The 24,332-nt window shown below is 64.9% G+C and carries 20 protein-coding genes; 13 read left to right on the plus strand and 7 right to left on the minus strand.

Annotated elements, in window-relative coordinates:
- Nucleotides 1-104: 104 nt before the first annotated feature.
- Together HAP40_RS12455 and HAP40_RS12460 are read right to left on the minus strand one after the other, a co-directional pair.
- Nucleotides 105-1,520 carry an amidase gene (locus HAP40_RS12455; protein WP_166817527.1) on the minus strand — a complete coding sequence of 472 codons (1,416 nt, stop codon included), beginning with the start codon at nucleotides 1,518-1,520 and terminating at the stop codon, nucleotides 105-107.
- Between the two features lie 134 nt (nucleotides 1,521-1,654).
- The gene (locus HAP40_RS12460) at nucleotides 1,655-2,431 is read right to left on the minus strand and encodes an SDR family oxidoreductase (protein WP_166817526.1); all 777 of its coding nucleotides are present in this window, start codon (nucleotides 2,429-2,431) and stop codon (nucleotides 1,655-1,657) included.
- A gap of 156 nt (nucleotides 2,432-2,587) precedes the next feature.
- On the opposite strand from HAP40_RS12460, the gene HAP40_RS12465 reads away from it, so the two are divergent.
- Nucleotides 2,588-3,661 (plus strand): tartrate dehydrogenase, encoded by a 1,074-nt coding sequence (locus HAP40_RS12465; RefSeq protein WP_166817525.1) that lies wholly within the window; start codon nucleotides 2,588-2,590, stop codon nucleotides 3,659-3,661.
- Between the two features lie 176 nt (nucleotides 3,662-3,837).
- On the opposite strand, the gene HAP40_RS12470 is transcribed toward HAP40_RS12465, so the two are convergent.
- The 4 genes from HAP40_RS12470 to HAP40_RS12485 are packed head-to-tail and all read right to left on the minus strand — an operon-like array spanning nucleotide 3,838 to nucleotide 8,048.
- A complete protein-coding gene (locus HAP40_RS12470) occupies nucleotides 3,838-4,911 on the minus strand; it encodes a malate/lactate/ureidoglycolate dehydrogenase (protein ID WP_166817524.1) in 1,074 nt (357 codons plus the stop codon).
- A gap of 12 nt (nucleotides 4,912-4,923) precedes the next feature.
- Complete coding sequence (locus HAP40_RS12475; RefSeq protein ID WP_166817523.1) at nucleotides 4,924-5,835, minus strand: NAD(P)-dependent oxidoreductase; 912 nt, start codon at nucleotides 5,833-5,835, stop codon at nucleotides 4,924-4,926.
- A 12-nt stretch (nucleotides 5,836-5,847) separates the two neighbouring features.
- Nucleotides 5,848-7,098, minus strand: a complete 1,251-nt coding sequence (locus HAP40_RS12480; protein WP_166817522.1) for a Zn-dependent hydrolase — start codon at nucleotides 7,096-7,098, stop codon at nucleotides 5,848-5,850.
- Nucleotides 7,099-7,130: 32 nt separating this feature from the next.
- Nucleotides 7,131-8,048 (minus strand): LysR family transcriptional regulator, encoded by a 918-nt coding sequence (locus HAP40_RS12485; protein ID WP_166817521.1) that lies wholly within the window; start codon nucleotides 8,046-8,048, stop codon nucleotides 7,131-7,133.
- Between the two features lie 120 nt (nucleotides 8,049-8,168).
- Here HAP40_RS12485 and HAP40_RS12490 point away from each other — a divergent pair, with 120 nt between their 5' ends.
- The 6 genes from HAP40_RS12490 (at nucleotide 8,169) to HAP40_RS12515 (ending at nucleotide 13,790) form a co-directional block, all read left to right on the plus strand.
- Entirely contained in the window at nucleotides 8,169-8,984 is an 816-nt protein-coding gene (locus HAP40_RS12490; protein ID WP_166817520.1) for a putative hydro-lyase, read from the plus strand.
- Between the two features lie 88 nt (nucleotides 8,985-9,072).
- Nucleotides 9,073-10,317, plus strand: coding sequence for an ABC transporter substrate-binding protein (locus HAP40_RS12495; protein ID WP_166817519.1), 1,245 nt, complete (start codon nucleotides 9,073-9,075; stop codon nucleotides 10,315-10,317).
- 240 nt (nucleotides 10,318-10,557) lie between these two features.
- Nucleotides 10,558-11,391: a branched-chain amino acid ABC transporter permease gene (locus tag HAP40_RS12500; protein WP_246741368.1), complete on the plus strand. Its 834-nt coding sequence runs from the start codon at nucleotides 10,558-10,560 to the stop codon at nucleotides 11,389-11,391.
- On the plus strand, nucleotides 11,391-12,374 hold the full coding sequence (locus tag HAP40_RS12505; RefSeq protein WP_166817517.1) for a branched-chain amino acid ABC transporter permease: 984 nt from the start codon (nucleotides 11,391-11,393) through the stop codon (nucleotides 12,372-12,374). The genes HAP40_RS12500 and HAP40_RS12505 overlap by 1 nt, the downstream gene beginning before the upstream one ends.
- A complete protein-coding gene (locus HAP40_RS12510) occupies nucleotides 12,371-13,102 on the plus strand; it encodes an ABC transporter ATP-binding protein (protein WP_166817516.1) in 732 nt (243 codons plus the stop codon). Before HAP40_RS12505 ends, HAP40_RS12510 begins: the two co-directional genes overlap by 4 nt.
- Nucleotides 13,086-13,790: an ABC transporter ATP-binding protein gene (locus HAP40_RS12515; protein WP_036004938.1), complete on the plus strand. Its 705-nt coding sequence runs from the start codon at nucleotides 13,086-13,088 to the stop codon at nucleotides 13,788-13,790. The genes HAP40_RS12510 and HAP40_RS12515 overlap by 17 nt, the downstream gene beginning before the upstream one ends.
- Before the next feature lie 195 nt (nucleotides 13,791-13,985).
- Here the strand turns inward: HAP40_RS12515 and HAP40_RS12520 are convergent, their stop codons facing one another.
- Nucleotides 13,986-14,660, minus strand: a complete 675-nt coding sequence (locus HAP40_RS12520; protein ID WP_166817515.1) for an aldolase — start codon at nucleotides 14,658-14,660, stop codon at nucleotides 13,986-13,988.
- Nucleotides 14,661-14,766: 106 nt separating this feature from the next.
- Between HAP40_RS12520 and ltnD the strand changes: the two genes are divergently transcribed.
- The 6 genes from ltnD to HAP40_RS12550 all read left to right on the plus strand — a co-directional run bounded on the left by ltnD (nucleotide 14,767) and on the right by HAP40_RS12550 (nucleotide 24,253).
- Complete coding sequence (gene ltnD, locus HAP40_RS12525) at nucleotides 14,767-15,687, plus strand: L-threonate dehydrogenase (protein ID WP_166817514.1); 921 nt, start codon at nucleotides 14,767-14,769, stop codon at nucleotides 15,685-15,687.
- Between the two features lie 10 nt (nucleotides 15,688-15,697).
- Nucleotides 15,698-16,480 carry a 2-oxo-tetronate isomerase gene (gene otnI / locus HAP40_RS12530; RefSeq protein WP_166817513.1) on the plus strand — a complete coding sequence of 261 codons (783 nt, stop codon included), beginning with the start codon at nucleotides 15,698-15,700 and terminating at the stop codon, nucleotides 16,478-16,480.
- Nucleotides 16,477-17,754, plus strand: a complete 1,278-nt coding sequence (otnK, locus tag HAP40_RS12535) for a 3-oxo-tetronate kinase (RefSeq protein WP_166817512.1) — start codon at nucleotides 16,477-16,479, stop codon at nucleotides 17,752-17,754. Before otnI ends, otnK begins: the two co-directional genes overlap by 4 nt.
- A gap of 168 nt (nucleotides 17,755-17,922) precedes the next feature.
- The gene (locus HAP40_RS12540; RefSeq protein WP_166817511.1) at nucleotides 17,923-19,614 is read left to right on the plus strand and encodes a methyl-accepting chemotaxis protein; all 1,692 of its coding nucleotides are present in this window, start codon (nucleotides 17,923-17,925) and stop codon (nucleotides 19,612-19,614) included.
- Between the two features lie 276 nt (nucleotides 19,615-19,890).
- Nucleotides 19,891-23,070, plus strand: a complete 3,180-nt coding sequence (locus HAP40_RS12545) for an efflux RND transporter permease subunit (RefSeq protein ID WP_166817510.1) — start codon at nucleotides 19,891-19,893, stop codon at nucleotides 23,068-23,070.
- Nucleotides 23,057-24,253: an efflux RND transporter periplasmic adaptor subunit gene (locus tag HAP40_RS12550; RefSeq protein WP_166817509.1), complete on the plus strand. Its 1,197-nt coding sequence runs from the start codon at nucleotides 23,057-23,059 to the stop codon at nucleotides 24,251-24,253. Before HAP40_RS12545 ends, HAP40_RS12550 begins: the two co-directional genes overlap by 14 nt.
- The last annotated feature ends 79 nt before the right edge of the window (nucleotides 24,254-24,332 follow it).

A 24,332-nucleotide genomic window follows, 5' to 3' on the forward strand; every position in this document is an offset into this window, starting at 1 on the left:
CTTGCCTGGGCGGTCGGCGCCATGGTGACTCGCCGCGCACCAACTGTCTGATGGCAAGGATGCCGGCATCGGGGGCAGCCAAACTACCTCCGGTGCCGCGTACCTTATGCCTTCACCTTCGGATCAATCGGGGTCGTCCCACGCAGGCCCACAATGTCCTCAAGCACCTTCGCGCCCGCGAGCACCTGCGCGTCCCCGCGCGGCGCGCCGACGACCTGCACGCCGACGGGCAGGCCCGAGGCGGTGAAGCCGCAGGGCAGTGACAGCGACGGGCAACAGGCGAGCGTGATCGCGTAGACGATGCCGAGCCATTCGACATAGTTCTCGAATTTCTTCCCTGCGCATTCCGCGACATAGCGGTGCTCGATCGGGAAGGGCGGCACGATCGTGGTCGGCGTCAGCAACAGATCGTATGTCTTGAAGAACTCGACCGCACGCGCGGTCATGCCGACGCGCTGGGCTTCGGCGCGCTCGAGCTGCTCGACGGTGAGCTTGAGGCCCTCCTCGATGTTCCAGATCACCTCGGGCTTGAGCAGGTCGCGCTTGGTCCGCAGAAGCTGCGCCTTGCTGATCGCGAAGTCGAAGGCACGCAGCACGTGGAAGCATTCATGCGCCTCGCGCCAGTCCGGATGCGCCTCCTCGACGACGGCGCCGGCCTCGGCGAAGCGTTCAGCGGCCTTGCGCGTGATCGCCTTGACTTCGGGATCGACCGGCGTGATGCCGAGATCGGGCGAATAGGCGATCCGCTTCGGCCTCTTGCCGGACTGCGCCGCCGACAGGAACGAGGTCAGAGGGGCCGGCAGCGACAGCGGATCGGCGGCATAGTCGCCGCTCATGGCATCGAGCAGCAGCGCGAGATCCTCGACGTTGCGCGCCATCGGGCCCTGCACGCCGAGATTGCGATCGATGCCCGCTTTCGGCGTGTGCGCGACGCGGCCGATGCTTGGGCGCATGCCGACCACGCCGCAGAAGCTCGCCGGACTGCGCAGGCTGCCGCCCATGTCCGAGCCTTGCGCCAGCCAGGCCATGCCGGTGGCCAGCGCCACCGCCGCGCCGCCGGAGGAGCCGGCGGCAGATTTCGAAGTATCCCAGGGATTGAGCGTCGCGCCGAACACCTCGTTGAAGGTGTTGGCGCCGGCGCCGAATTCCGGCGTGTTGGATTTGGCGTACACCACCGCCCCGTTGGCCTCGAGGTTTTCGACCATGAGGTCGGATTTCGCGGGGATGTTATCCTTGAAGATCGGCGAGCCCTGGGTGTTCAGCACGCCCGCAACGTCAGTCAGGTCCTTGATCGGCACCGGCAGCCCGGCGAGCAGACCGCGCGCGCCGGCTGGCTTCTGCATCAGCGCCTTGGCACGATCCCGCGCGCGATCGAAGCACAGTGTCGGCAGTGCATTGACCTTGCCGTCGACGTCCTTGATGCGCTTTTCCAGCACGTCCAGAAGCTCGAGCGGTGAGACATCGCCCGACCGCAATTTGTCGGCGACGGTGCACGCAGATTCGCGGATCAGGTCAGACAAGTCTGCAACTCCTCATTGTAGTGTTCGTCATTCCGGGGCGATGCGCAGCATCGAACTATGGTGCGCTCTCGCGCACCTGAGAATCTCGAGATTCCGGATCCGCCCTTCGGGCACCCCGGAATGACTCATGTGCGCTAACCCCACCCGGCGCTGATGCCGCCGTCCACGGTGTAGATCACGCCCGACGTATAGCCGGAGCGATCCGACGCCAGGAACGCCATGAGATCCCCGATCTCGCGCGCATGTGCAGGTCGGCCGAGCGGCAGGCTCTTCTGGAATTCCTTGTAGCGGCTCTCGTCGCCGAACTGGTGCTTCGCCCTCGTCCTGAGCAGGGTGACGTGGCGGTCCGTGCCGACGGGGCCGGGGTTGATGCCGACAACGCGGATGTTGTCGGCGAGGCTCTTGCCGCCGAGCGCACGGGTGAAGGCCATCAGCGCGGCATTGCCGGCGCTGCCGCAGATGTAATTGGCATCGAATTTCTCGCCGGCCGCGCCGATGTCGTTGACGATCACGCCGCCGCCCTTCGCCTTCATCTGCGCATAGATCTGCCGCGTGAGGTTGATGTAGCCGAACACCTTCAATTCCCAGGCGTGCCGCCAGGTCGCCTCGTCGATCTTGTCGATGGAGCCGCCGGGAATGTCACCGGCATTGTTGACGAGGATGTCGATGTCGGCGGCTTCCTTCGCGAGCCGTGCCACGTCCTCCGCCTTGCGCAGGTCCACGATGCTCGTTGCGGCGTCGATCTGGTGCGCCGAGCGCAGGCGATCCGCCAACGCCTTGAGCTGGTCGCCGCTGCGCGCGGCGAGCAGGAGATGGCAGCCTTCTTCGGCAAACGCTTCGGCCGCGGCCGCGCCGATGCCCTTGGAGGCGCCCGTGATCAGGACGCGCTTGCCACGTAGATGCAGATCCATGAGGGGACTCTCGCAGGACGGGAACAGGATCAAACCAGTAGGCGCTCGGCGGCGCCATGGTCAACATTGCAGTGCAGCGTTGCACTGCCGCCGCGTTTGGTCCATTGCAGTGCGATCAAAAGGCGGCGGCTGCCGGACCAACCAAGGACGTTCTCGATGAGCAAGAAACAATACCGGATCGCGGTCATTCCCGGCGACGGCATCGGCAAGGAAGTGATGCCCGAGGGCCTTCGCGTTCTGGAGGCTGCGGCGAAGAAGCATGGGGTCGCCGTGCATTTCGACCACTTCGATTTCTCGTCCTGGGACTATTACGAGAAGCACGGCCAGATGATGCCCGACGACTGGAAGGAAAAGATCGGCAAGCACGACGCGATCTATTTCGGCGCGGTCGGCTGGCCGGCCAAGATTCCGGACCACGTCTCGCTGTGGGGCTCGCTGATCAAGTTCCGCCGCGAATTCGATCAGTATGTGAATTTGCGTCCGGTGCGGCTGATGCCCGGCGTGCCATCGCCGCTGGCGAACCGTAAGCCCGGCGATATCGATTTCTGGGTGGTGCGCGAGAACACGGAAGGTGAGTACTCCTCCGTCGGCGGCCGCATGTTCCCGGACACCGACCGCGAGTTCGTGACGCAGCAGACGGTGATGACCCGCACCGGCGTCGATCGCATCCTGAAGTTCGCCTTCGAACTCGCCCAGTCGCGGCCGAAGAAGCACCTGACCTCGGCGACGAAGTCGAACGGCATCTCCATCACCATGCCCTATTGGGATGAGCGGGTGGAGGCGATGGCGAAGAAGTTTCCGGGCGTGAAGTGGGACAAGTACCACATCGATATCCTGACGGCGAACTTCGTGCTGCATCCGGACTGGTTCGACGTCGTGGTCGGATCCAACCTGTTCGGCGACATTCTTTCCGACCTCGGCCCGGCCTGCACCGGCACCATCGGCATCGCACCGTCGGGCAACATCAATCCCGAGGGTAATTTCCCGTCGGTGTTCGAGCCGGTGCACGGCTCGGCGCCCGATATCGCGGGGCAGGGCATCGCCAACCCGATCGGCATGATCTGGTCGGGCGCGATGATGTTCGAGCATCTCGGCGAGAAGGAAGCCGGCAAATCGATCGTCGATGCGATCGAGCGCACGCTCGCCGAACGCACGCTTCGCACCAAGGATCTCGGCGGCAACGCCGACACCACCGCTTGCGGCAAGGCCGTCGCGGATATGGTGGATTAGGTCGCTGCTGCTAACCACGGCGTCGTCCCGGCGAAAGCCGGGACCCATGATCACAGGGTGTGGTTGTGGCGCGAGTTGGTAACTCCAAGTCTTCGCCAAACCACATCCTGTGGTTATAGGTCCCGGATCAGCGCTCCGCTTCGCTGCGCTTGTCCGGGACGACAGCGGTGGTGGTATCAGCTCACGATCTGCTCGATCGCCGCTTGATCCAGGCCAAACTTCTTCCCGGCCTCCAGAATCTCCTGCCAGGTCGTCGGGTCGACCGGAATGCCTTCGGCGAGGCGCTTCTTCTTGGTCTCGCGCTCGGGCTCGCCGGCGATCTTGACCTTTTCGACGCCGGGGCCGGGCGGCGAGCCGGTGTGCCAGGCGACGAAACTCTCGACCTCGCGCGCGAGGTTTTCGCCAGTGCCGAGCTTGCCCGGGTCGATGACGATCGAGAGCATGCCGTTGAGGACGTTGTACTTGCCGTCGGACGGGCCCTTGACCACCTGCCCGCCGGAGAGCGCGCCGCCGAGGATCTCGCACACCAGCGCGAGTCCCGAACCCTTGTGCTCGCCGAACGGCAGGATAGCGCCGTGCGGCGGGATCACGGTGTAGCGCGGGTTGACCGTGGGCTTGCCTTCATTGTCGATGATGGTGCCGGGCTCGAGTTCGACGCCCTTGTTGTGGGCGACGCGGGTCTTGCCCTGCGCGATCCGGCTGGTGGCGAAGTCGAGCACGATCGGGTCCTTGCCCCTGCGCGGGATGCCGATGCAGAACGGGTTGGTGCCGTGGCGCGCATCGCTGCCGCCCCAGGGCGCCACGATCGGGCGCGAGATCACGTTGACGAAGTGGATCGAGACCAGCCCGTGGTCGATGCACTGCTCGGCCCAGTGGCCGATGCGGCCGATGTGGTGCGCGTTGGAGAGGCCGACGAGACACACGCCGTTTTTCTTGGCGCGTTCGGCCGCCAGCTCCATTGCCTCATGGCCGATCACCTGGCCGTAGCCGGTGAGGCCGTCGAGGGTGAGAAGCGGGCCGGTGTCGAGCACGGCCTTGACGTGCGCGTTCACGGCGAGGCCGCCATTGACGACGCTTTGGACATAGCGCGGGATCATGCCGACGCCGTGGGAGTCGTGTCCCTTGAGATTGGCCTCGACGAGATTGGTGGACACGAGTTCGGCTTCGCGGTCCGAAGAGCCGCCCGCCTTGACGATGGCGCGGACGACATTGGTGAGCGGCTCTGCCTTGATGGTGCGGTAATCGGCCATTGTTGTTTTCTGTTATCCCTTCACGATCCGGCGGCAGTGCTCCCACGCCGCGCCAATCAGGTTCTCGCTCGCCTCCGGCGTGCGGAAGGCGGAATGTGCCGACAGCGTCACGTTCGGCAATTTCGTGAGCGGATGATCGCCCGGCAGCGGCTCGATGTTGAAGACGTCGAGGCCGGCATGGCGGATGTGGCCCGACTTCAGCGCGTCGATCATGGCGGCCTCGTCGACGATCGCGGCGCGGGCAGTGTTGATGAGGATGACGCCAGGCTTCATCGCGAAGATCTTCTCGCGCGTGATCATGCCGCGCGTCTCGTCGTTCAGCAGCAGATGCAGCGAGACGACGTCGCTCCTGGCCAGCACCGTATCGAGATCAGTGAACTCCACGCCGGGATGGCTCTTTGGCGAGCGGTTCCAGGCGATCACCTTCATGCCGCTGCCCGATGCGATGCGCGCGACCTCCGCGGCGATGCCGCCGAATCCGATCAGCCCGAGCGTCTTGCCAGTGAGCTGCATGCCGTCCTCGCGCAGCCAGTTACCGCCGCGCATCTCGCGATCCATCATCGCGATGACGCGGGCCGAGGCCCACATCAGCGCGATCGCGGATTCCGCTACCGCAGTGTCGCCGTAGCCCTTGATCAAGTGCACGGAGATGCCGAGCTCGGCGAGCTCTTCCGGATTCATGTAGCTGCGTGCGCCGGTGCCGAGGAACACGACGTGTTTCAGCCCGGTGCACTTCCTTGCGACTTCGGTCGGCAGCGCGGTGTGATCGACGATGGCGATCTCGGCGCCGTCGAGGATTTCAGGGTACTGCTCGGGCTTGATGTCGGGGTTCCTGTGGATCCGGACCTTGGGATCGCCAGGCTTCTCCAGCCGCTCCATGATCACGGCAAGCGCTTCATTGGCGTCGACGAAAACTCCGCGCATGGCTCTCTCCAGTCAGGATACGACGCCGGCGATCGCCAGCACGGTATGCATGAGAACGTTGGTGCCCGCGGCGCAGTCCGGCTGCGTGGCATCCTCCAGCTCGTTGTGGCTGATGCCGTCCTTGCAGGGCACGAACACCATCGCCGCCGGCATGACGGTGTTGAGGTTGCAGGCGTCGTGGCCGGCGCCGGAGGTGATGCGGCGAGAGGAATAGCCGAGCGTCTTTGCGGCGTTCTCGACCGCGGCGATGAGCTTGGGATCGAAATGCGTCGGCGGCTTGCGCCAGACCAGATCGACCTTGACCTCGACCTTGCGGCGGGTAGCGATCTCGGCAATGGCGGCGCGCAAATCGCGATCGAGCGCGTCCATGATGGCGCCGTCGGCGCTGCGGCAGTCCATAGTGAAGGCGATCTCGCCGGGAATGACGTTGCGCGAGGGATTGGCGATGACGGCTTCGCCGATGGTGCCGACCGCGTTCGGACCGAGCTTCTTCGCGATGGACTCCATCGCCAGCACAATCTCTGACAGCGTCGCCAGCGCGTCGCGCCGCAGCGGCATCGGGGTCGAGCCCGCATGGCTCTCGAAGCCGGAAATCTTGCCGTCGTACCAGAGCACGCCCTGGCCGGAATCGACCACGCCGATGGTCTTGCCTTCGGCCTCGAGGATTGGCCCTTGCTCGATATGCAGCTCGACGAAGCAGCCGAGCTTCTGGAAGCCGACCGGCTTGTCGCCGCGATAGCCGATGCCGTCGAGCGCCTGGCCGACGGTGGTGCCCTCGGCGTCCTTGCGCGACAAAATGTCATCGGTGGTGAAGTCGCCGACATAGGCGGCGGAGGCCATCATCGCGGGCGCGAAGCGCGAGCCTTCCTCATTGGTCCAGTTGACGACGCAGATCGGCGCCTCGGTCTCGATGCCGGCGTCGTTCAGCGTTCGGATCACTTCCAGCGCGCCGAGCGTACCCAAAATGCCGTCATACTTGCCGCCGGTGGGCTGGGTATCGAGATGCGAACCGATGCCGACGGGCGGCTTCGACATGTCGCGTCCCTTGCGCAGGCCGAACATCGAGCCGAGCGCATCAACGTGGACTTCCAGTCCGGCGTCTTCGCAGGCCTTGCGGAACCAGTCGCGCACCTGCTTGTCTTCGTTGCTCAACGTCAGCCGCCGCACGCCGCCTTTGGCCGTCGCACCGAACTTTGCGGTGTCGTGGATCGAGCCCCAGAGGCGGGCGGAATCGATTTGCAGGTTGGTGGCGGCTCGGCTCATGCGGTCGTTCTCTCTCTTGTCCGGCGCCTGTTTCAATGACGCGCCGGCGCGGGCGCGTCAACCGCGAGGCTGCTCTGCGCAATCTGCCGAGCGAGCTCGGCGACGCGCTCCACGGCGACGACGTCGGGCGAGGCGAGCCAGCTCGCGGTGAAGGTCAGCGGCGCGATCGCAAGATCGGTGTCGAGCAGTTGCAGCCGCCCGTCGGCCAACTCGCCCTCGACGATGGCATCGGGGATCACGGCGATCCCAAGCCCTTCGATCGCCATGTGGATCACGGTCGCAAGCGAGGCGGAGGCGTGCAGCCGGATCGGCGGCAGCTCCGGCCGGTCGAACACTTCGCGGACGACCTCGTAGGGCTTGGTCTTGCGCGGGAAGGTGATGATCGGAAACCGCGCCAGCTCCGCCGGCGTCAACGGGCCTTTGCCGAGGCCGAGCGAGGGGCTTGCGAGGAAGCCGATCGGGTAATCGGCCAGCACGCGATTGTGCACACCGGAAGCGGAGAGCGGCCCGACGACGAAGGCGAGCTCGATCTCCTGCGCGAGCAGGCGCGCGGTGAGGTTCGGCGTGATGTCGACCTCGATCTCCAGCGACAGGTTCGGGTAGATCTCGTTCACGCTCTTCACCAGCCGCGGCAGCCAGGTGTGCACGATGGTCTCGGCGACGCCGAGCCGCATCACGCCGCGCATTGCCGAGCGGTCTCCGACCTCGGCCATCATCTGGGCGCGCAGGCCGATCAGCTTCTCCGCATAGACCATCATCTGCCGGCCGCTCGGGGTCGGCGAGGCCACGCGATGATCGCGGTTGAGCAGCTTCACCCCCATCTCGCGTTCCAGCTGGGCGATACGCTGGGAGATCGCCGGCTGGGTCGTGTTGAGCCGTTGGGCGGCGCCGCGAAAGCTGCCGAGCTTCACAACCCAAAGGAACGTCTCGATCGACCTGAAGTCCAGCATTGGAAGGATTTTCCCAGTCGATAAAACAAATTTATCGAGTTTGATTAGAAACGACGATTAGACTTTATAGCACGCTTGGTGTTGGCTTGTCTTTGTCGAGTTTATAGGCAGGTCGATCACATGACTGTTTTGGTGGCAGCGCAGCAAACTGAAACACCCGACGCACTCCCGAGCCGCAAGGCCCGGCTCGCCTATCGTGAGGGACTAGTGGCCTCCACCGCCGGCGTCGCGCCGGGTTTTGTCCAGGGCAACCTGGCGATCCTGCCTGCCGAACATGCGAGCGCCTTTCACCGCTTCTGCCAGCTCAATCCGAAGCCGTGCCCGATCATCGGCATGTCCGATGTCGGCAGCCCTTTCATCCCCTCGCTCGGCGCCGATCTCGACATCCGCACCGACGTGCCGCGGTACCGCGTCTGGCGCGACGGCGAGGTCGTGGACGAGCCAACCGACGTGACCGGGCATTGGCGGGACGATCTCGTCACCTTCGTGCTCGGCTGCTCCTTCTCGTTCGAGGAGGCGTTGCTCGAGGAAGGCATGCCGATCCGCCACATCGAGAAGAACGTGCGCGTGCCGATGTACCGCACCAGCATCGCCTGCGGCGAGGCCGGGCCGTTCGCCGGACCCATGGTGGTGTCGATGCGTCCGTTCAAGCCGGCAGATGCCATCCGCGCGGTGCAGATCACCTCGCGTTATCCCGCGGTGCACGGTGCGCCCGTGCATCTCGGCCACCCGCATCTGATCGGCATCAAGGACATTTCGAAGCCCGACTACGGCGATCCCGTGCCGGTCGCCGATGACGAGATTCCCGTGTTCTGGGCCTGCGGCGTCACGCCCCAATCGGTGATCAACGCCGCCAGGCTGCCGTTCGCGATCACGCATTCGCCCGGCCTGATGCTGGTGACGGATCTTAAGAACAGGACCATGGCCGTGATATAGTAGGCAGCATCTGCTGCTTGTTCGGGCTTTACCGCATCCATCAATCGCTTCATTCGATCAGCCAAATTCAATGACAGGGGACTTTGCCATGACGATCACTCGCCGCGACGTATTGCTGGGTGCGACGGCCACTGCTGCGCTGGTGCCGCTGGCCGCGCGCGCACAGACTTCGGAGGTCGTGATTGGCGTGATCTATCCGTTCTCCGGCGGCAGTGCGCAGCAGGGCGTCGACGCGCAGAAGGCCTATGAGACCGCGCTCGAGGTCATCAACAAGGACACCGACTTCGATCTGCCGCTGGGCAAGGGCGAGGGCTTGCTGGGTCTCGGCGGCGCAAAAGTCCGCCTCGTGTTCGCCGACCACCAGGCCGATCCGCAGAAGGGCCGTGCCGAGGCCGAGCGCCTGATCACCCAGGAGAAGGTCTCCGCCATCATCGGCACCTATCAGAGCGCGGTTGCGGTCACCGTCAGCCAGATCTGCGAACGCTACCAGATCCCGTTCGTCTCCGCCGACAACTCCTCGCCGAGCCTGCACCGCCGCGGCCTCAAATATTACTTTCGCGCCGCCCCCCATGACGAGATGTACTCGGCCGCGATGTTCGACTTCTTCGATGCCATGAAGAAGAAGGGCACCAAGATCGAGAAGCTGTCGCTGTTCCACGAGGACACCATCTTCGGCACCGATTCCGGCAACGCCCAGGCCAAGATCGCTGGCGAGCGCGGCTACAAGATTGTCACCGACATCAAGTATCGCGCCAACTCGCCCTCGCTCTCGGCCGAGGTGCAGCAGCTCAAGAGCGCCAACGCAGACGTGCTGATGCCGTCGAGCTACACCACCGACGGCATCCTGCTGGTCAAGACCATGGCGGAGCTCGGCTACAAGCCGAACGCGATCGTGGCGCAGGACGCGGGCTTTTCGGAGAAGGCGCTCTATGATGCTGTCGGCGACAAGCTCGAAGGCGTGATCTCGCGCGGCACCTTCTCGCTCGACCTCGCGCAGAAGCGCCCGATGGTCGGCAAGATCAACGACATGTTCAAGGCCCGTTCCGGCAAGGACTTCAACGACCTCACCTCGCGCCAGTTCATGGGCTTGATCATCCTTGCGGACGCGATCAGCCGCGCCAAGTCGACCGATGGCGAGAAGATCCGCGACGCGCTGGCGGCGACGGACATTCCGGGCGAGCAGACCATCATGCCCTGGAAGCGCGTCAAGTTCGACGAGATGGGCCAGAACAACGACGCCGACCCGGTGCTGCTGCAATATGTCGGCGGCAAGTTCGTCACCATCTTCCCGCCGCAGGCCGCGATCGCCGAGGCGATCTGGCCGATGAAGTAAGCGCTGCGGGAGCAGGGGAGCAAATCGAGGTCGTCGCACGAGCCTCGTCATTTGCGAGGAGCTCGCGACAAAATTGCGGAGCAATTTTGCGCTAGCGACAAAGCAATCCAGGCTGTTTCCGCGGTCAGATTCTGGATTGCGTCGCTTCGCTCGCCATGACGGAGCAAATGATGACGTTTCGAACGGGGGACTAGAGTGACAGCCGAAGCCATTATCCAGAGTCTCGCGAGCGGCCTACTGATGGGCCTGCTCTATGGACTGATCGCGGTCGGCCTCGCGCTGATCTTCGGCCTGATGGACGTCGTGAACTTCGCCCATGGCGAGTTCCTGATGATCGCGATGTATGCGAGCTTCTTCCTGTTCGCGTTCTTCGCCATCGACCCCTTGCTGTCGGCGCCGTTGGTCGCTGCGGCACTCTTCGTGTTCGGGGCGGTGGTCTACCTGTTAATCGTGCGCTTTGCCATGCGGGCCAAGGCCAATGCCGGCATGGTGCAGATCTTCTCGACCTTCGGCCTTGCCATCGTGATGCGCGGCCTGGCTCAGTTCTTCTTCACGCCGGATTATCGCAGCATTCCGCAATCCTGGCTCGGCGGGAAGACCATTTCGGTTGGCGGCATCTTCCTGCCGGAGCCGCAGCTGATCGGCGCGCTGGTCTCGATCCTCGCCTTTGCCGGCCTCTACTTCTTCATTCATCGCACCGATTTCGGCCGTGCGCTGGAGGCGACGCGTGAAGATCCCGGCGCCGTGGCTCTCGTCGGCATCGACAAGAACCGCGTGTTCGCGCTCGGCTGGGGTTTGGGCGCGGCGCTGGTCGGCCTCGCCGGCGCGATCATGGCGGTGTTCTTCTACATCTATCCCGACGTCGGCGCGTCCTTTGCGCTGATCGCTTACGTCACGGTGGCGCTCGGCGGTTTCGGCAGCGTGTTCGGGGCCTTTGCCGGCGGCATCATCGTTGGTCTCGTCGAAGCGATCACTGCCCTGGTGCTGCCGCCCTCGCTGAAGTCGGTCGGCATCTATGCCGTCTATCTCCTGGTTGTCTTCGTCCGGCCGCGCGGCCTGTTCGGGTCGATGTGATGGACATGAATTTTGCAGCGCGGCGCCGCCGCGACCTCATCATCGCCGCCGTCCTGACCGGGATCGCAGCGCTTGCACCGCTGTTCATCAAGGACGTCTATGTCCAGAACATCCTGATCCTGACCTTGATGTATGCGGCGCTGTCGCAGAGCTGGAACATCCTTTCCGGCTATTGCGGACAGATCTCGCTCGGCCACGCGCTCTATTTCGGCATCGGCGCCTACACAACCTCGCTGCTGTTCACCAAGTTCGGCGTGCTGCCCTGGTTCGGCATGCTCGGCGGCGGCGTGATCGCCGCCCTGATCGCGATGGCGCTCGGCTATCCCTTCTTCCGCCTGCGCGGCCATTACTTCGTGATCGCGACCATCGTCATTGCCGAGATCGGGCTATTGCTGTTCCAGAACTGGGAGTGGGCGGGAGCCGCGATGGGCATCACCGTTCCGATCCGCGGCGACAGCTGGCTGAAATTCCAGTTCCTGCGCACCAAGCTGCCATATTTCTATTTCGCGCTGGCGCTGTGCTGCCTCGCCTGGTTCGTCACCTGGTGGCTGGAAGACTCCAAATGGGGCTTCTGGTGGCGCGCGGTGAAGGACAATCCGGAGGCGGCCGAAAGCCTCGGCGTCGTCGTGTTCAACTCCAAGATGGGCGCGGCAGCCGTGTCCGCCTTCCTCGTCGCCATCGGCGGCGCCTTCTACGCGCAGTTTCTCGCCTATATCGACCCTGAGAGCGTGATGGGCTTCCAGTTCTCGCTGCTGATGGCGCTGCCGGCGGTGCTTGGCGGCATCGGCACCCTCTGGGGCCCGGTGCTTGGGGCCGCCATCCTGATTCCGATGACGGAGTTGACGCGCTCCTATATCGGCGGGTCCGGACGCGGCGTCGACCTCATCGTCTACGGCACGCTGATCGTGCTGATCTCGCTGGCGCTGCCGCGGGGGCTGGTCAGCCTGTTCTCGCGTTCAAAAGCAAAGGGAGCCACGCGATGACTGCGCTCCTCGAAACCCGCGGCGTCTGGCAGCGCTTCGGCGGCCTCGTCGCCAACAGCGACGTCTCGATCTCGGTCGGCCGCGGCGAGATTGTCGGCCTGATCGGTCCGAACGGCGCCGGCAAATCGACGCTGTTCAATCTCATCGCCGGCGTCCTGCCGCCGACGCAAGGCTCGATCTGGTTCGACGGCGAGGACGTCACCCACATGCCGGCGGCCGAGCGCTGCCAGCGCGGGGTGGGCCGCACCTTCCAAGTGGTCAAGAGCTTCGAGACCATGACCGTCATCGACAACGTCATCGTCGGCGCGCTCGTGCGCAACACCGTGATGCGCGAGGCACGTCGCAAGGCGCAAGAGGTGCTGGAATTCACCGGCCTTGCCGCGCGCGCCGACGTGCTCGCGAGTGATCTCGTGCCGGCCGAGAAGCGCCGCCTCGAAGTCGCCCGTGCGCTCGCAACCGAGCCGAAGCTGCTGCTGCTCGACGAAGTCCTCACTGGCCTGACGCCGACCGAGGCGCAAACCGGTGTCGCGCTGGTGCGCAAGGTGCGCGATGCCGGCATCACCGTGCTGATGGTCGAGCATGTCATGGAGATCGTGATGCCGCTGGTGGACCGCGCCATCGTGCTCGACCTCGGCAAGGTGCTGGCGGAGGGCAAGCCTTCCGACGTCGTCCGCGATCCCAAGGTGATCAAGGCATATCTGGGAGATCGTCATGCTGTCGGTGCGTGAAGTCACGACGGCCTATCAGGGCCTGGTCGCGATCTCCGCGGTCTCGATCGAGGTCCAGAAGGGCGAGATTGTGTGTGTGGCTGGCGCGAACGGCGCGGGCAAGTCGACGCTGCTCAAATCCATCGCCGGTGCCGAGCGGCCGCGCTCCGGCACCGTGACGTTCGACGGCAAGCGCCTCGACGGCATGGCGCAGCATCACATCACCGCCACCGGTATCGCCTATGTGCCGGAGAACCGCCGCCTGTTCCCGCGCCTGTCGGTGCGCGACAATCTTCGCCTCGGCAGCTATCTCTATCGCGGCGAGGCGAACCGCGAAGAGCCGCTCGATCTCGTCTTCAAGCTGTTCCCGCGTCTCCAGGAACGTTTGGAGCAGCGCGCCGAAACGCTCAGCGGCGGCGAGCAGCAGATGCTCGCCATCGGCCGCGCGCTGATGACGCGTCCGCGGCTTCTGATGCTCGACGAGCCCTCGCAGGGCATCATGCCAAAGCTGGTGGATGAAATTTTCCAGGCGGTGAAGCTCATCCGTGACTCCGGCATGACCGTCCTCATCGTCGAGCAGCGCATGGCCGAGTGCCTGGAGATCGCCGACCGCGCCTACATCCTGCAAACCGGCCGTGTGCTGATGCAGGGCGCGGCAAGCGAGATCAAGGGCAATCCGGACGTGCGCAAGGCGTATCTGGGGCTGTAATCCAAGCGCGCTGCTGTAGCCTGATGAGCGAAGCGACATCCGGGGCAGGTGTTCCCGCATGTCGCTTCGCTCATGCGGGCTACGATCGTCGCCACATCCTCCGTCATTGCGAGCGCAGCGAAGCAATCCAGCGTCTTTCCGCGGAGGCATTCGGATTTCTTCGCTGCGCTCGCAACGACGGGGGTCGAGTCGGGCTCAATGCCCGTGCCCATGCTCCGGCAGCTTCACCCCGAACACCTTCACCAGATCTGCCACCTGCTCCGGCGACAGATACCGCGGGTTCATCCCGCGCAGCAGCAGGTACAGCTTCGCGGACTCCTCCAGCTCTTCCGTGGCGAACACCGCGGCCTCCAGCGTGTCGCCCGCGACCACCGGGCCGTGATTGGCGAGCAGCACGGATGAATACTTCCCCGCCAGCCCCTTGATCGCCTCGGCCACGGCGGGATCGCCGGGGCGGTAATAGGGCACGAGCGCAGTCGCGCCGCATTTCATCAGATAGTAGGCCGTCATCGGCGGCAGCGCGGCACGCGGATCGATCTCGGGCAGCATCGAGAGCGCGACCGAATGGGTGGAGTGCAGGTGCACGATTGCGCGCGCGCCGCCGCGCGTGTCGTACAGCGCGGTGTGCAGCGGAACTTCCTTGGTCGGGGCATCGCCCGAAACAAGCCGGCCGTGCACATCAAGCCGCGACAGCCGGGCCGGATCGAGGAAGCCGAGCGAGGCGTTGGTCGGCGTCACCAGCCAGCCGCCATCGTCCATCTTGACACTGATATTGCCGGACGAACCCGGCGTCAGCCCGCGCTCGAACAGGGACCGTCCGAAGCGGCAGATATCCTCGCGCAGCCGTGTCTCGGTGCTCATGGCCGTCATGCCTGCTTGTCTCACGCTTTGGCAGCGCGGCCAAGCCGTGTTATTCGGTTGCCAAGCTGCCGCAAAGGGCGGCTATTCGGGAAACGCTCGCAAGGGTCAGTTGCATATGTCCGTCTCCACCTCACAAAATCAGCGCATCGCCGTCGTCGGGCTCGGCTCGATGGGGTTTGGCATGGCGACCTCGCTGAAGCGCGCCGGCCATGCCGTCACCGGCTGCGACGTCTCGGCCGAGGCAGTTGCGCGTTTCGTGACGGACGGCGGCGCGGGGGCCAAGACGCCGGCCGAAGCGGCCAAGGATGCCGACATCGTCGTCAGCGTCGTGGTCAACGCCGCCCAGACCGAGACCATCCTGTTCGGCAGGGATGGTGCCGCCGAGACCATGCCGAAGGACAGCGTCTTCGTCTCCTCGGCGACCATGGATCCGGATGTGGCGCGGCGCCTCGCCAAGCAGCTGGAGGCGACCGGCCGGCACTATCTCGATGCGCCGATCTCCGGCGGGGCGCAGCGCGCCGCGCAAGGCGAACTGACGATCCTCGCCTCCGGCAGCTCCGCCGCTTTTGCCAAGGCGCGGCCCGCGCTGGATGCCATGGCTGCAAAGCTCTACGAGCTCGGTGATGCCGCAGGGCAGGGCGCCGCCTTCAAGATGATCAACCAGCTGCTCGCCGGCGTGCACATCGCCGCCGCCAGCGAAGCGATGGCGTTTGCGGCCAAGCAGGGCCTCGACATCCGCAAGGTCTATGAGGTGATCACGGCCTCTGCCGGCAATTCCTGGATGTTTGAGAACAGGATGCCGCATGTGCTCGACGGCGACTACACGCCGCGCAGCGCAGTCGAGATCTTCGTCAAGGATCTCGGCATCATCCAGGACATGGCGCGCAGTGCCAGATTCCCGGTGCCGGTCTCCGCCGCAGCGCTCCAGATGTTCCTGATGACGGCAGCTGCCGGCATGGGCCGCGACGACGACGCCTCGGTGGCGCGGATGTATGCGCAGGTCACCGGCGTCAAGCTGCCCGGCGACAAGAACTGAGAGGACCCCAATGCCCCGTTTTGCCGCCAACCTTTCGATGATGTTCACCGAGGTGCCGTTCCTCGACCGCTTCGATGCTGCCGCGCAGGCCGGCTTCACCGCCGTCGAATTTCTCTTTCCTTACGAGCATCCGGCCGAGGCGGTCGGCGAGCGGCTCAAGAGGAATGGGCTGACGCAGGCGTTGTTCAACCTGCCGCCGGGCGACTGGAACGCCGGCGAGAAGGGCTTTGCGGCGCTACCGGCGCGGTTTTCCGATCTCAAGGCCAGCCTGGAGACGGCGCTGCCCTACGCCAAGGCGACCGGCGTCAAGCGCCTGCACCTGATGGCCGGCATCGCCAATCGAGGCGAGCGCGTCGCGATCGAGGCCTTCTACAAGTCGGTGGCGTGGGCTGCGGAGTTCTTCGCACCCCATGGCATCGACATCGTGATCGAGCCGATCAATGCCCGCAACGTGCCCGGCTACTTCCTCAACGATTTCGGCTTCGCGCGCGACCTGATCCAGGAACTGCGGCTTGCGAACCTGAAGCTCCAGTTCGACATCTATCATTGCGGGATCATTCACGGCGACGTCACCATGCGCCTGCGCGAGATGATGCCGATCATCGGGCATGTCCAGATCGCCAGCATCCCCTCGCGCAATGAGCCCGACGGCGAGGAGCTGAACTATCCGTTCCTGTTCGAAGAGCTCGACAGGCTCGGCTATGCCGGCTTCGTCGGCTGCGAATACAACCCGCGCGGCAAGACCACCGACGGCCTTGCCTGGTTCAGGCCCTATGCCGGAGCGAAGCCGTGACACTTGCGTTGGGCTGCATCGCCGACGACTACACCGGCGCCTCCGACCTCGCCAACACGTTGACGCGCGCGGGTCTGCGCACCGTGCAGACCATCGGCGTGCCCGCGGACGATCTCGCGCTGCCCGAGGTGGACGCCGTGGTGGTGTCGCTGAAGAGCCGCTCGATCGAGGCCGGCCTTGCCGTGTCGCGCTCGCGTGCGGCGGAGACGTGGCTGCGCGGTCGCGGTGCGGGCCACGTGCTGTTCAAGATCTGTTCGACCTTCGATTCCACAGATGCCGGTAATATCGGTCCGGTGATGGACGCGCTCCGCGCCGATTGCGGCGAGGCGATCGTGCTGGTGACGCCGGCTTTCCCGGAGACCGGCCGAACCGTCTATCAGGGGAACCTCTTCGTCGGCGCGGTGCCGTTGAACGAGAGCCCGTTGAAGGATCATCCGCTCAATCCGATGCGGGATTCCAACCTCGTGCGCGTGCTGGCGCGCCAGAGCAAGACGCAGATCGGCCTCGTCGATCTCGCCACCGTCACGCGCGGCGCGGATGCGGTCCGGGCGCGGCTGTCCGAGCTCGCGGGCAAGGTCATCGGCGCCGCGGTCATCGACGCCGTGTTCGATCGCGACCTCGAGACCATCGGCCTCGTTGCCGCCGAGCATCGACTATCGGTCGGCGCCTCCGGCATCGGCCTTGGCCTCGCGCGGGCACTGGTGTCGACCGGGAAAGTTCGGTCGAGCGCGGCAGGCAGCGAAGCGGGCGCGGCGGTCGGTGGCCCGGCGGCTTGCCTTGCCGGGAGCTGCTCGCAGGCGACGCTTCAGCAGATCGCCAATGCCGAGCGTGTCATGCCGGTGTTGCATCTCGATCCAGAGCAGATCGTCGCCGGGGCCGGCGAGGCGCAGCGCGCGCTGGCCTGGGCGAAGCCGCTTCTGGCGAATGGCCCTGTCCTGATCGCCTCGAGCGCGACTCCGGAAGCTGTTGCGGCCGTTCAGGCCCGGCACGGCCGCGACGCCGCCGGGCATGCCATCGAGCAGGCCATGGCCGATATCGCCGAAGGCCTGGTGCAGGCGGGCGTCCGGCGCTTGATCGTCGCGGGTGGCGAGACGTCAGGTGCGGTGGTCGATCGATTGAAGATTCCCGGTTTTCTCGTTGGGGTGGAAATCGCCGCGGGAGTTCCAGTGCTGCGCGCCGTCGGTGCGCAGGCAGGCGAGATGTTGCTTGCCCTGAAATCCGGAAATTTCGGCGGCCCGGAGTTTTTCTCCGACGCGCTGGGGCTCATGCGCTGAGCGCAGGGCATTCTTAGCTGCCCATTCATTTCCTTCTGGCTTCCGTACTCGTACGGGGTCGTAGTTAACGTCTGCTCAGGTCCTCTGGTGTTGGATGTCGGCGCTGCTCCCTTTGGTTGATTCGTAATTCCCGGACACACGCCGGTTCCAGTACAAAGAGACCCGATTATGCTCGCCACTATCTCCATCCGCGCCAAGATCATCAGTGTCGTGGCGTTCCTGCTGGTTGCGATGACCGGCATGGGCTTGCTCGCCGTCATGAAAATGCGGTCCATGAACGCCAATACCACCGACATCACCACGAACTGGATGCCGAGCGTGCGGGTGTTGGGCGAGCTTCGGGCGAGCGTCATCACCTATCGCAATGTGGTCCGCCAGCACATGCTTTCCGAAACGCTGGACGAGAAGATCGCCAACGAGAAGACGGCTGTGACCGTGATCGAGGCGCTCGCCAAGATCCGCAGTCGGTACGAGGCAATGATCACTTCGCCGGATGAGCGGGCGCTCTACAACCAGTGGGCAAAGCTCTGGGACGACTACAAGAAGGGCACCGAGGAGGTGATGGCGCTGTCGCGCAAGGAAGCCGGCAAGGTCCCCCACGAAGCGCAGGAACTGAACACCAAGACGGTCAACAAGATCGGTCTTGCGTCGGATGAGGTCCTGATGAAGGACATCGAACTCAACAACAAGGGTGGCGATCAGGCCGCCCAGGATGCTGCGGACAGCTATTCCTATGCCTTCATGCTGGTTTCCGTCATCCTTGGCATCGCGGTGGTAATCGGCATCGGTCTCAGCTTCTATCTCGTCCGTGACGTCTCCAATGGCATCAATTCCATCACCGAGCCGATGCAGGCACTGGGCAAAGGCGATCTGTCGGCCGAGGTCCCTCACCGCGGCGAAAAGACGGAGATCGGCGCCATGGCCGACGTGCTCCAGATCTTCAAGGAAGCGCTGATCGCAAAGAAGGCTGCCGACGAAGCCGCAGCGGCCGATGCCGAAGCCAAGATCGAGCGCGGCCGCCGCGTCGACAACATCACCCGCGAATTCGAAACGATGATCGGCGAGATCGTCCAGACCGTGTCGTCGGCTTCGACCCAGTTGGAGGCCTCCGCCTCGACGCTGACGTCGACCGCCGACCGCTCCCAGAGGCTCGCGACCACCGTTGCCGGCGCTTCGGAGGAAGCCTCGACCAACGTGCAGTCGGTGGCCTCGGCGACCGAGGAGATGGCGTCCTCGGTCGGCGAGATCAGCCGCCAGGTGCAGGAATCGGCCCGCATGGCCGGCGATGCCGTCGGTCAGGCGCGTACCACCACCGAGCGCGTCAGCGAGCTGTCCAAGGCGGCGTCCCGCATCGGCGACGTCGTCGAGCTCATCAATACCATCGCCGGCCAGACCAACCTCTTGGCGCTGAATGCGACCATCGAGGCAGCGCGCGCCGGCGAGGCCGGCCGCGGCTTCGCCGTGGTGGCCTCCGAGGTGAAGGCGCTCGCCGAGCAGACGGCGAAGGCGACTGGCGAGATCGGCCAGCAGATCTCCGGCATCCAGGCCGCGACCAACGATTCGGTCGGCGCGATCAAGGAGATCTCCTCGACCATCGAGCGACTGTCGGAAATCTCCTCGGCGATCGCGGCGGCCGTGGAAGAGCAGGGCGCGGCGACCCAGGAGATCGCCCGCAACGTGCAGCAGGCGGCACAAGGCACCCAGCAGGTCTCCTCCAACATCACCGACGTGCAGCGCGGCGCGACCGAGACCGGCACGGCCTCCTCGCAGGTGCTGTCGGCGGCGCAGATGTTGTCGAACGACTCGAACAGGCTCAAGACCGAGGTCGGCAAGTTCCTGACCAACGTGCGCGCCGCGTAAGCCGCGCGAACAGATATCCATCGACAAACGGGCGGCGTCGCAAGCGCCGCTCGTTTTCTTTGGCTGGTCTTTAGCCCGAAGGAAGGCAGGTTCCTGAACGCTGTCGGAGGCCGCGGCCGCATGGCTGCGATGTAGATTTCGCAGTGCGGTAGCAGGGAATTGAAGGCGGGACGGCCGCCGGAGAATAGCGTTTCCCGCGGTGCTCGGGTAAAGGGGGATGGGGATCGCCGTGGGGGCGGATTCCGCATTCTCGCTTGACCTGGAATTGCCTGGCGCATGATTGCTCTGGTCCGTATTGCCCTGAGCCGGCCATATACTTTCGTCGTGCTCGCGCTCCTGCTGCTGATCATCGGACCGCTGGCGGCGCTGCGGACGCCGACTGACATCTTCCCGGATATCCGTATTCCCGTGATCGGCGTGGTCTGGCAGTACACCGGCCTGCCGCCCGACCAGATGTCAGGCCGCATCACCACGCCGTTCCAGCGCGCGCTGACGACGACGGTCAACGACATCGAGCACATCACGGCCAACTCGTACAACGGGTTCGGCATCATCAAGATCTTCTTTCAGCCGAACGTCGACATTCGCACGGCCAACGCCCAGGTCACCGCGATCTCGCAGACGCTGCTCAAGCAGATGCCGCCGGGCGCGACGCCGCCTTTGATCCTGAATTACTCGGCTTCCACCGTCCCGATCATTCAGGTCGCGCTGTCGGGTGAGGGGCTCACCGAGCAGAACCTCGCCGATATCGGTATCAACCAGTTGCGCACGCCCCTGGTCACCGTGCCCGGCGCGGCGATCCCATATCCCTTTGGCGGCAAGCAGCGCCAGGTCCAGATCGACCTCAATCCGACCGCGCTCCAGGCCCGCGGCCTCTCGGGCCAGGACGTCGCCAACGCGCTGGCCGCCCAGAACCTGATCACGCCGGTCGGCACCCAGAAGATCGGCCAATTCGAATACAACATCCAGCTCAACAACTCGCCGCTACAGATCGACGAGCTCGGCAATCTGCCGATCAAGACCGTCAACGGCGCCATGGTCTATGTCCGCGACGTCGCAACCGTGCGTGACGGCAATCCGCCGCAGACCAACATCGTCCATGTCGACGGCAACCGCTCGGTGCTGATGATGGTGCTGAAAGCGGGCGCAACCTCGACGCTCGACATCATCGCCGGCATCAAGCAGAAGGTCATCGACGTCAAGGATCAGCTGCCGGACGCGCTGAAGATCGGCTTCATCGGCGACCAGTCGGTGTTCGTCCGCGGCGCCATCCAGGGCGTCGCCGTCGAGGGCGTGATCGCGGCACTGCTCACCAGCGTGATGATCCTCCTGTTCCTCGGCAGCTGGCGCTCGACCATCATCATCGCGGTCTCCATCCCGCTGTCGGTGCTGGGCGCCATCATCATGCTGTCGGCGATCGGCGAGACGCTGAACATCATGACGCTCGGCGGCCTTGCGCTCGCTGTCGGCATCCTCGTCGACGATGCCACGGTGACGATCGAGAACATCAATTACCATCTGGAGCAGGGCAAGCCGGTCGAGCAGTCGATTCTCGACGGTGCCAACCAGATCGTGACGCCGGCCTTCGTGTCGCTGCTCTGCATCTGCATCGTGTTCGTGCCGATGTTCTTCCTCACCGGCGTCGCGCGCTTCCTGTTCGTGCCGATGGCGGAAGCCGTGATGTTCGCGATGATCTGGTCGTTCATCCTGTCGCGCACGCTGGTGCCGACCATGGCGAACTATCTGCTCAAGGCGCATGTGCATCACGAGGGCGGGCCGCCGAAGTCACGCAATCCGTTTGTCTGGTTTCAGCGCGGCTTCGAGGCGCGGTTCGAGCGCATTCGCGCCGGCTACCATAGCTTCCTCGGACTTGCGCTGGCGCATCGCGGGGTGTTCGTGATCGGCTTCCTCTGCGTCGTCGGCGCATCCTTCGCGCTGGTGCCGTTTCTCGGACGTAATTTCTTTCCGGCGGTCGATGCCGGCAACATCCTGATGCATGTCCGCACCCAGGTCGGCACCCGCGTCGAGGAGACCGCCAACCAGCTTGCCGACGTGCAGAAGGCGGTCCGCAAGCTGATCCCGGGCGAGATCGAGACCATGACCGACAATATCGGCATGCCGATCTCCGGCATCAACATGACCTACAACAACACCGGCGTGATCGGCCCGCAGGACGGCGACATCCAGATCAAGCTGAAGGAGGGCCACAAGCCGACGGAGGAGCACGTAAAGGTGCTGCGCGAGCAGCTGCCGCGTTTATTCCCCGGCGTCAGCTTCGCGTTCCTGCCGGCCGATATCGTCAGCCAGATCCTGAATTTCGGCGCGCCGGCGCCGATCGACCTGCAGATCCGTGGCGCCAATCTCGGCGCCAATTTCGCTTACGCCAACACCTTGCTGGCCAAGGTCCGCAAGATTCCCGGCGTTGCCGATGCGCGCATCCAGCAATCGCCGAACAATCCGACCTTCAACATCGACGTCGATCGCACCCGCGCGCAATATGTCGGCCTGACGGAACGCGACGTCACCAACAGCCTCGTCGTCAATCTCGCCGGCTCCTCGCAGGTGGCGCCGACCTACTACCTCAATCCTGACAACGGCGTGTCGTACTCGATCGTGATGCAGACGCCGCAATACCAGATGGACTCGCTCAGCGCGCTGCAGACGCTGCCGATCACGGCGGCCGGCAATTCGCAGTCGCCGATCCTCGGCGGCATTGCCGACATCAAGCGCTCGACCTCGAGCGCGGTGGTATCGCAATACGACATCCAGTCAATGGTGCAGATTTTCGCGACGACCTCGGGCCGCGATCTCGGCGCGGTCGCCGCCGACATCCGCCAGGTGATCGCCGACACCGCCAAGGATGTGCCGAAGGGATCTTCCGTGGTGCTGCTCGGCCAGGTGCAGACCATGAACAGCGCCTTCACCGGCCTGCTGTTCGGCCTGCTGGGTGCCGTCGTGCTGATCTACTTCCTGATCGTCGTGAACTTCCAGTCCTGGTCCGATCCGTTCGTGATCATCACGGCGCTGCCGGCCGCGCTCGCCGGCATCGTCTGGATGCTGTTCATGACGGAGACGACATTGTCGGTGCCGGCGCTGACCGGCGCCATCATGTGCATGGGCGTTGCCACCGCAAACAGCGTGCTCGTGATCTCCTTCGCCCGCGAGCGCTACGAGGAGCTCGGCGATCCCATTGCTGCCGCGCTCGAAGCCGGCTTCGTCCGGTTCCGCCCGGTGTTGATGACCGCGCTTGCCATGATCATCGGCATGGCGCCGATGGCGCTGGGTCTCGGCGAAGGCGGCGAGCAGAATGCGCCGCTCGGCCGTGCCGTGATCGGGGGCCTGATTTTTGCAACCTTCGCCACGCTGATGTTTGTGCCCGTGGTGTTCAGCATGGTACACAAGAAACAAGGCGCCAAGGCCGCCGCCCCATTGGAGACCCCGCATGTCGCCCACTGAACCCCGCTCCCCGGTGTCGCACCGGAAACTGGGCATCTTCGGCGTGGTGGCGCTGATTGCGGCAGGCCTCGTCGTCGGCACCGGCATCCGCGCTCGCGAGGAGCAGGGCTCCAAGCTGAAGGAGTGGACCGACGATCAAGCCATTCCCAGCGTTGCGGTGACCCTGCCCAACGCCAAAGCTCTCAACGCCACCATCGACCTGCCGGGCCGGCTGGAGGCCTATTATCGCGCTCCGATCTTCGCCCGCGTCCCCGGCTATCTCAAAAACTGGAGCGCCGACATCGGTGCGCGCGTGAAGGCCGGCCAGGTGATCGCCGAGATCGAGGCGCCCGACCTCGACCAGCAACTGCTTCAGGCCCGCGCCGACCTCGCCAGCCAGCAGGCCAGCGCGAGGTTGTCGGAAGCGACCCTCAACCGCCGCAAGACGCTGGTCGCGTCCAACTTCGTCTCCGCCCAGGAAATCGACGAGCGCACCGCCGATCTCTCCAACAAGAATGCGGCGGTTCGCTCGGGCCAAGCCAATGTCGAGCGGCTGGAAGCCCTCGCTGGCTACAAGAAGATCACTGCCCCGTTCGACGGCGTCGTGACGGCGCGCGACACCGACGTCGGCGCGTTGATCAATGCCGGCGGCGGTTCGGGCCCGGCAATGTTCGTGATCTCCGACATCACCAAGCTGCGCGTTTATGTCAACGTGCCCCAGAATTACGTGCCGGCGATCAAGATCGGCGCCAAGGCCACCATCGCGCTGCCGGAGTATCCGAACCGGACCTTCCAGGCGACCGTGGAGGCTTCCTCGCAGGCCGTCGACGTCGCCTCGGGCACCACGCGCATGCAGCTCGGGCTCGACAATTCCTCAGGCGAGTTGATGCCCGGCGGCTATGCCAGCGTGAAGCTGAATCTCCAGCGCGACTCCGCGCCGCTCAGCATCCCCGCCAGCGCGCTGATCTTCAACGGCAGCGGTCTGCGTGTCGCGACCGTCGGTCCCGACGACAAGGTGCTGTTCAAGTCCGTGACCATCGCCCGCGATCTCGGCCGCGAGATCGAGCTGGCCTCTGGGATCGCAGCTGACGACCGCGTCATCACCGCGCCGCCGGACGGCCTCTCGGACGGGGATGCCGTGCGCGTGGTCGGCGCCAAGGCCAAGCCAGCGACGGCATCGGAGAAGCAGGCGCCGAAGAGCTGAGACGCGGTCTCGTGCCCCGGACGCAGCGCAGCACGACGTGATGCGCTGCAGAGCCGGGGCCCATCTCGGCTGGTTGCAC

Origin of the sequence: Bradyrhizobium sp. 1(2017), from assembly GCF_011602485.2 — a bacterium.
Classification (GTDB): Bacteria; Pseudomonadota; Alphaproteobacteria; order Rhizobiales; family Xanthobacteraceae; genus Bradyrhizobium.

What these genes read in the sequence shown, in the direction of transcription:
- HAP40_RS12460 (WP_166817526.1), bottom strand. Translation starts at nt 2,431, where the DNA reads ATGGATCTGCATCTACGTGGCAAGCGCGTCCTGATCACGGGCGCCTCC.
- HAP40_RS12465 (WP_166817525.1), top strand. Translation starts at nt 2,588, where the DNA reads ATGAGCAAGAAACAATACCGGATCGCGGTCATTCCCGGCGACGGCATC.
- HAP40_RS12470 (WP_166817524.1), bottom strand. Translation starts at nt 4,911, where the DNA reads ATGGCCGATTACCGCACCATCAAGGCAGAGCCGCTCACCAATGTCGTC.
- HAP40_RS12475 (WP_166817523.1), bottom strand. Translation starts at nt 5,835, where the DNA reads ATGCGCGGAGTTTTCGTCGACGCCAATGAAGCGCTTGCCGTGATCATG.
- HAP40_RS12480 (WP_166817522.1), bottom strand. Translation starts at nt 7,098, where the DNA reads ATGAGCCGAGCCGCCACCAACCTGCAAATCGATTCCGCCCGCCTCTGG.
- HAP40_RS12485 (WP_166817521.1), bottom strand. Translation starts at nt 8,048, where the DNA reads ATGCTGGACTTCAGGTCGATCGAGACGTTCCTTTGGGTTGTGAAGCTC.
- HAP40_RS12490 (WP_166817520.1), top strand. Translation starts at nt 8,169, where the DNA reads ATGACTGTTTTGGTGGCAGCGCAGCAAACTGAAACACCCGACGCACTC.
- HAP40_RS12495 (WP_166817519.1), top strand. Translation starts at nt 9,073, where the DNA reads ATGACGATCACTCGCCGCGACGTATTGCTGGGTGCGACGGCCACTGCT.
- HAP40_RS12500 (WP_246741368.1), top strand. Translation starts at nt 10,558, where the DNA reads ATGGGCCTGCTCTATGGACTGATCGCGGTCGGCCTCGCGCTGATCTTC.
- HAP40_RS12505 (WP_166817517.1), top strand. Translation starts at nt 11,391, where the DNA reads ATGGACATGAATTTTGCAGCGCGGCGCCGCCGCGACCTCATCATCGCC.
- HAP40_RS12510 (WP_166817516.1), top strand. Translation starts at nt 12,371, where the DNA reads ATGACTGCGCTCCTCGAAACCCGCGGCGTCTGGCAGCGCTTCGGCGGC.
- HAP40_RS12515 (WP_036004938.1), top strand. Translation starts at nt 13,086, where the DNA reads ATGCTGTCGGTGCGTGAAGTCACGACGGCCTATCAGGGCCTGGTCGCG.
- HAP40_RS12520 (WP_166817515.1), bottom strand. Translation starts at nt 14,660, where the DNA reads ATGACGGCCATGAGCACCGAGACACGGCTGCGCGAGGATATCTGCCGC.
- ltnD (WP_166817514.1), top strand. Translation starts at nt 14,767, where the DNA reads ATGTCCGTCTCCACCTCACAAAATCAGCGCATCGCCGTCGTCGGGCTC.
- otnI (WP_166817513.1), top strand. Translation starts at nt 15,698, where the DNA reads ATGCCCCGTTTTGCCGCCAACCTTTCGATGATGTTCACCGAGGTGCCG.
- HAP40_RS12540 (WP_166817511.1), top strand. Translation starts at nt 17,923, where the DNA reads ATGCTCGCCACTATCTCCATCCGCGCCAAGATCATCAGTGTCGTGGCG.
- HAP40_RS12545 (WP_166817510.1), top strand. Translation starts at nt 19,891, where the DNA reads ATGATTGCTCTGGTCCGTATTGCCCTGAGCCGGCCATATACTTTCGTC.
- HAP40_RS12550 (WP_166817509.1), top strand. Translation starts at nt 23,057, where the DNA reads ATGTCGCCCACTGAACCCCGCTCCCCGGTGTCGCACCGGAAACTGGGC.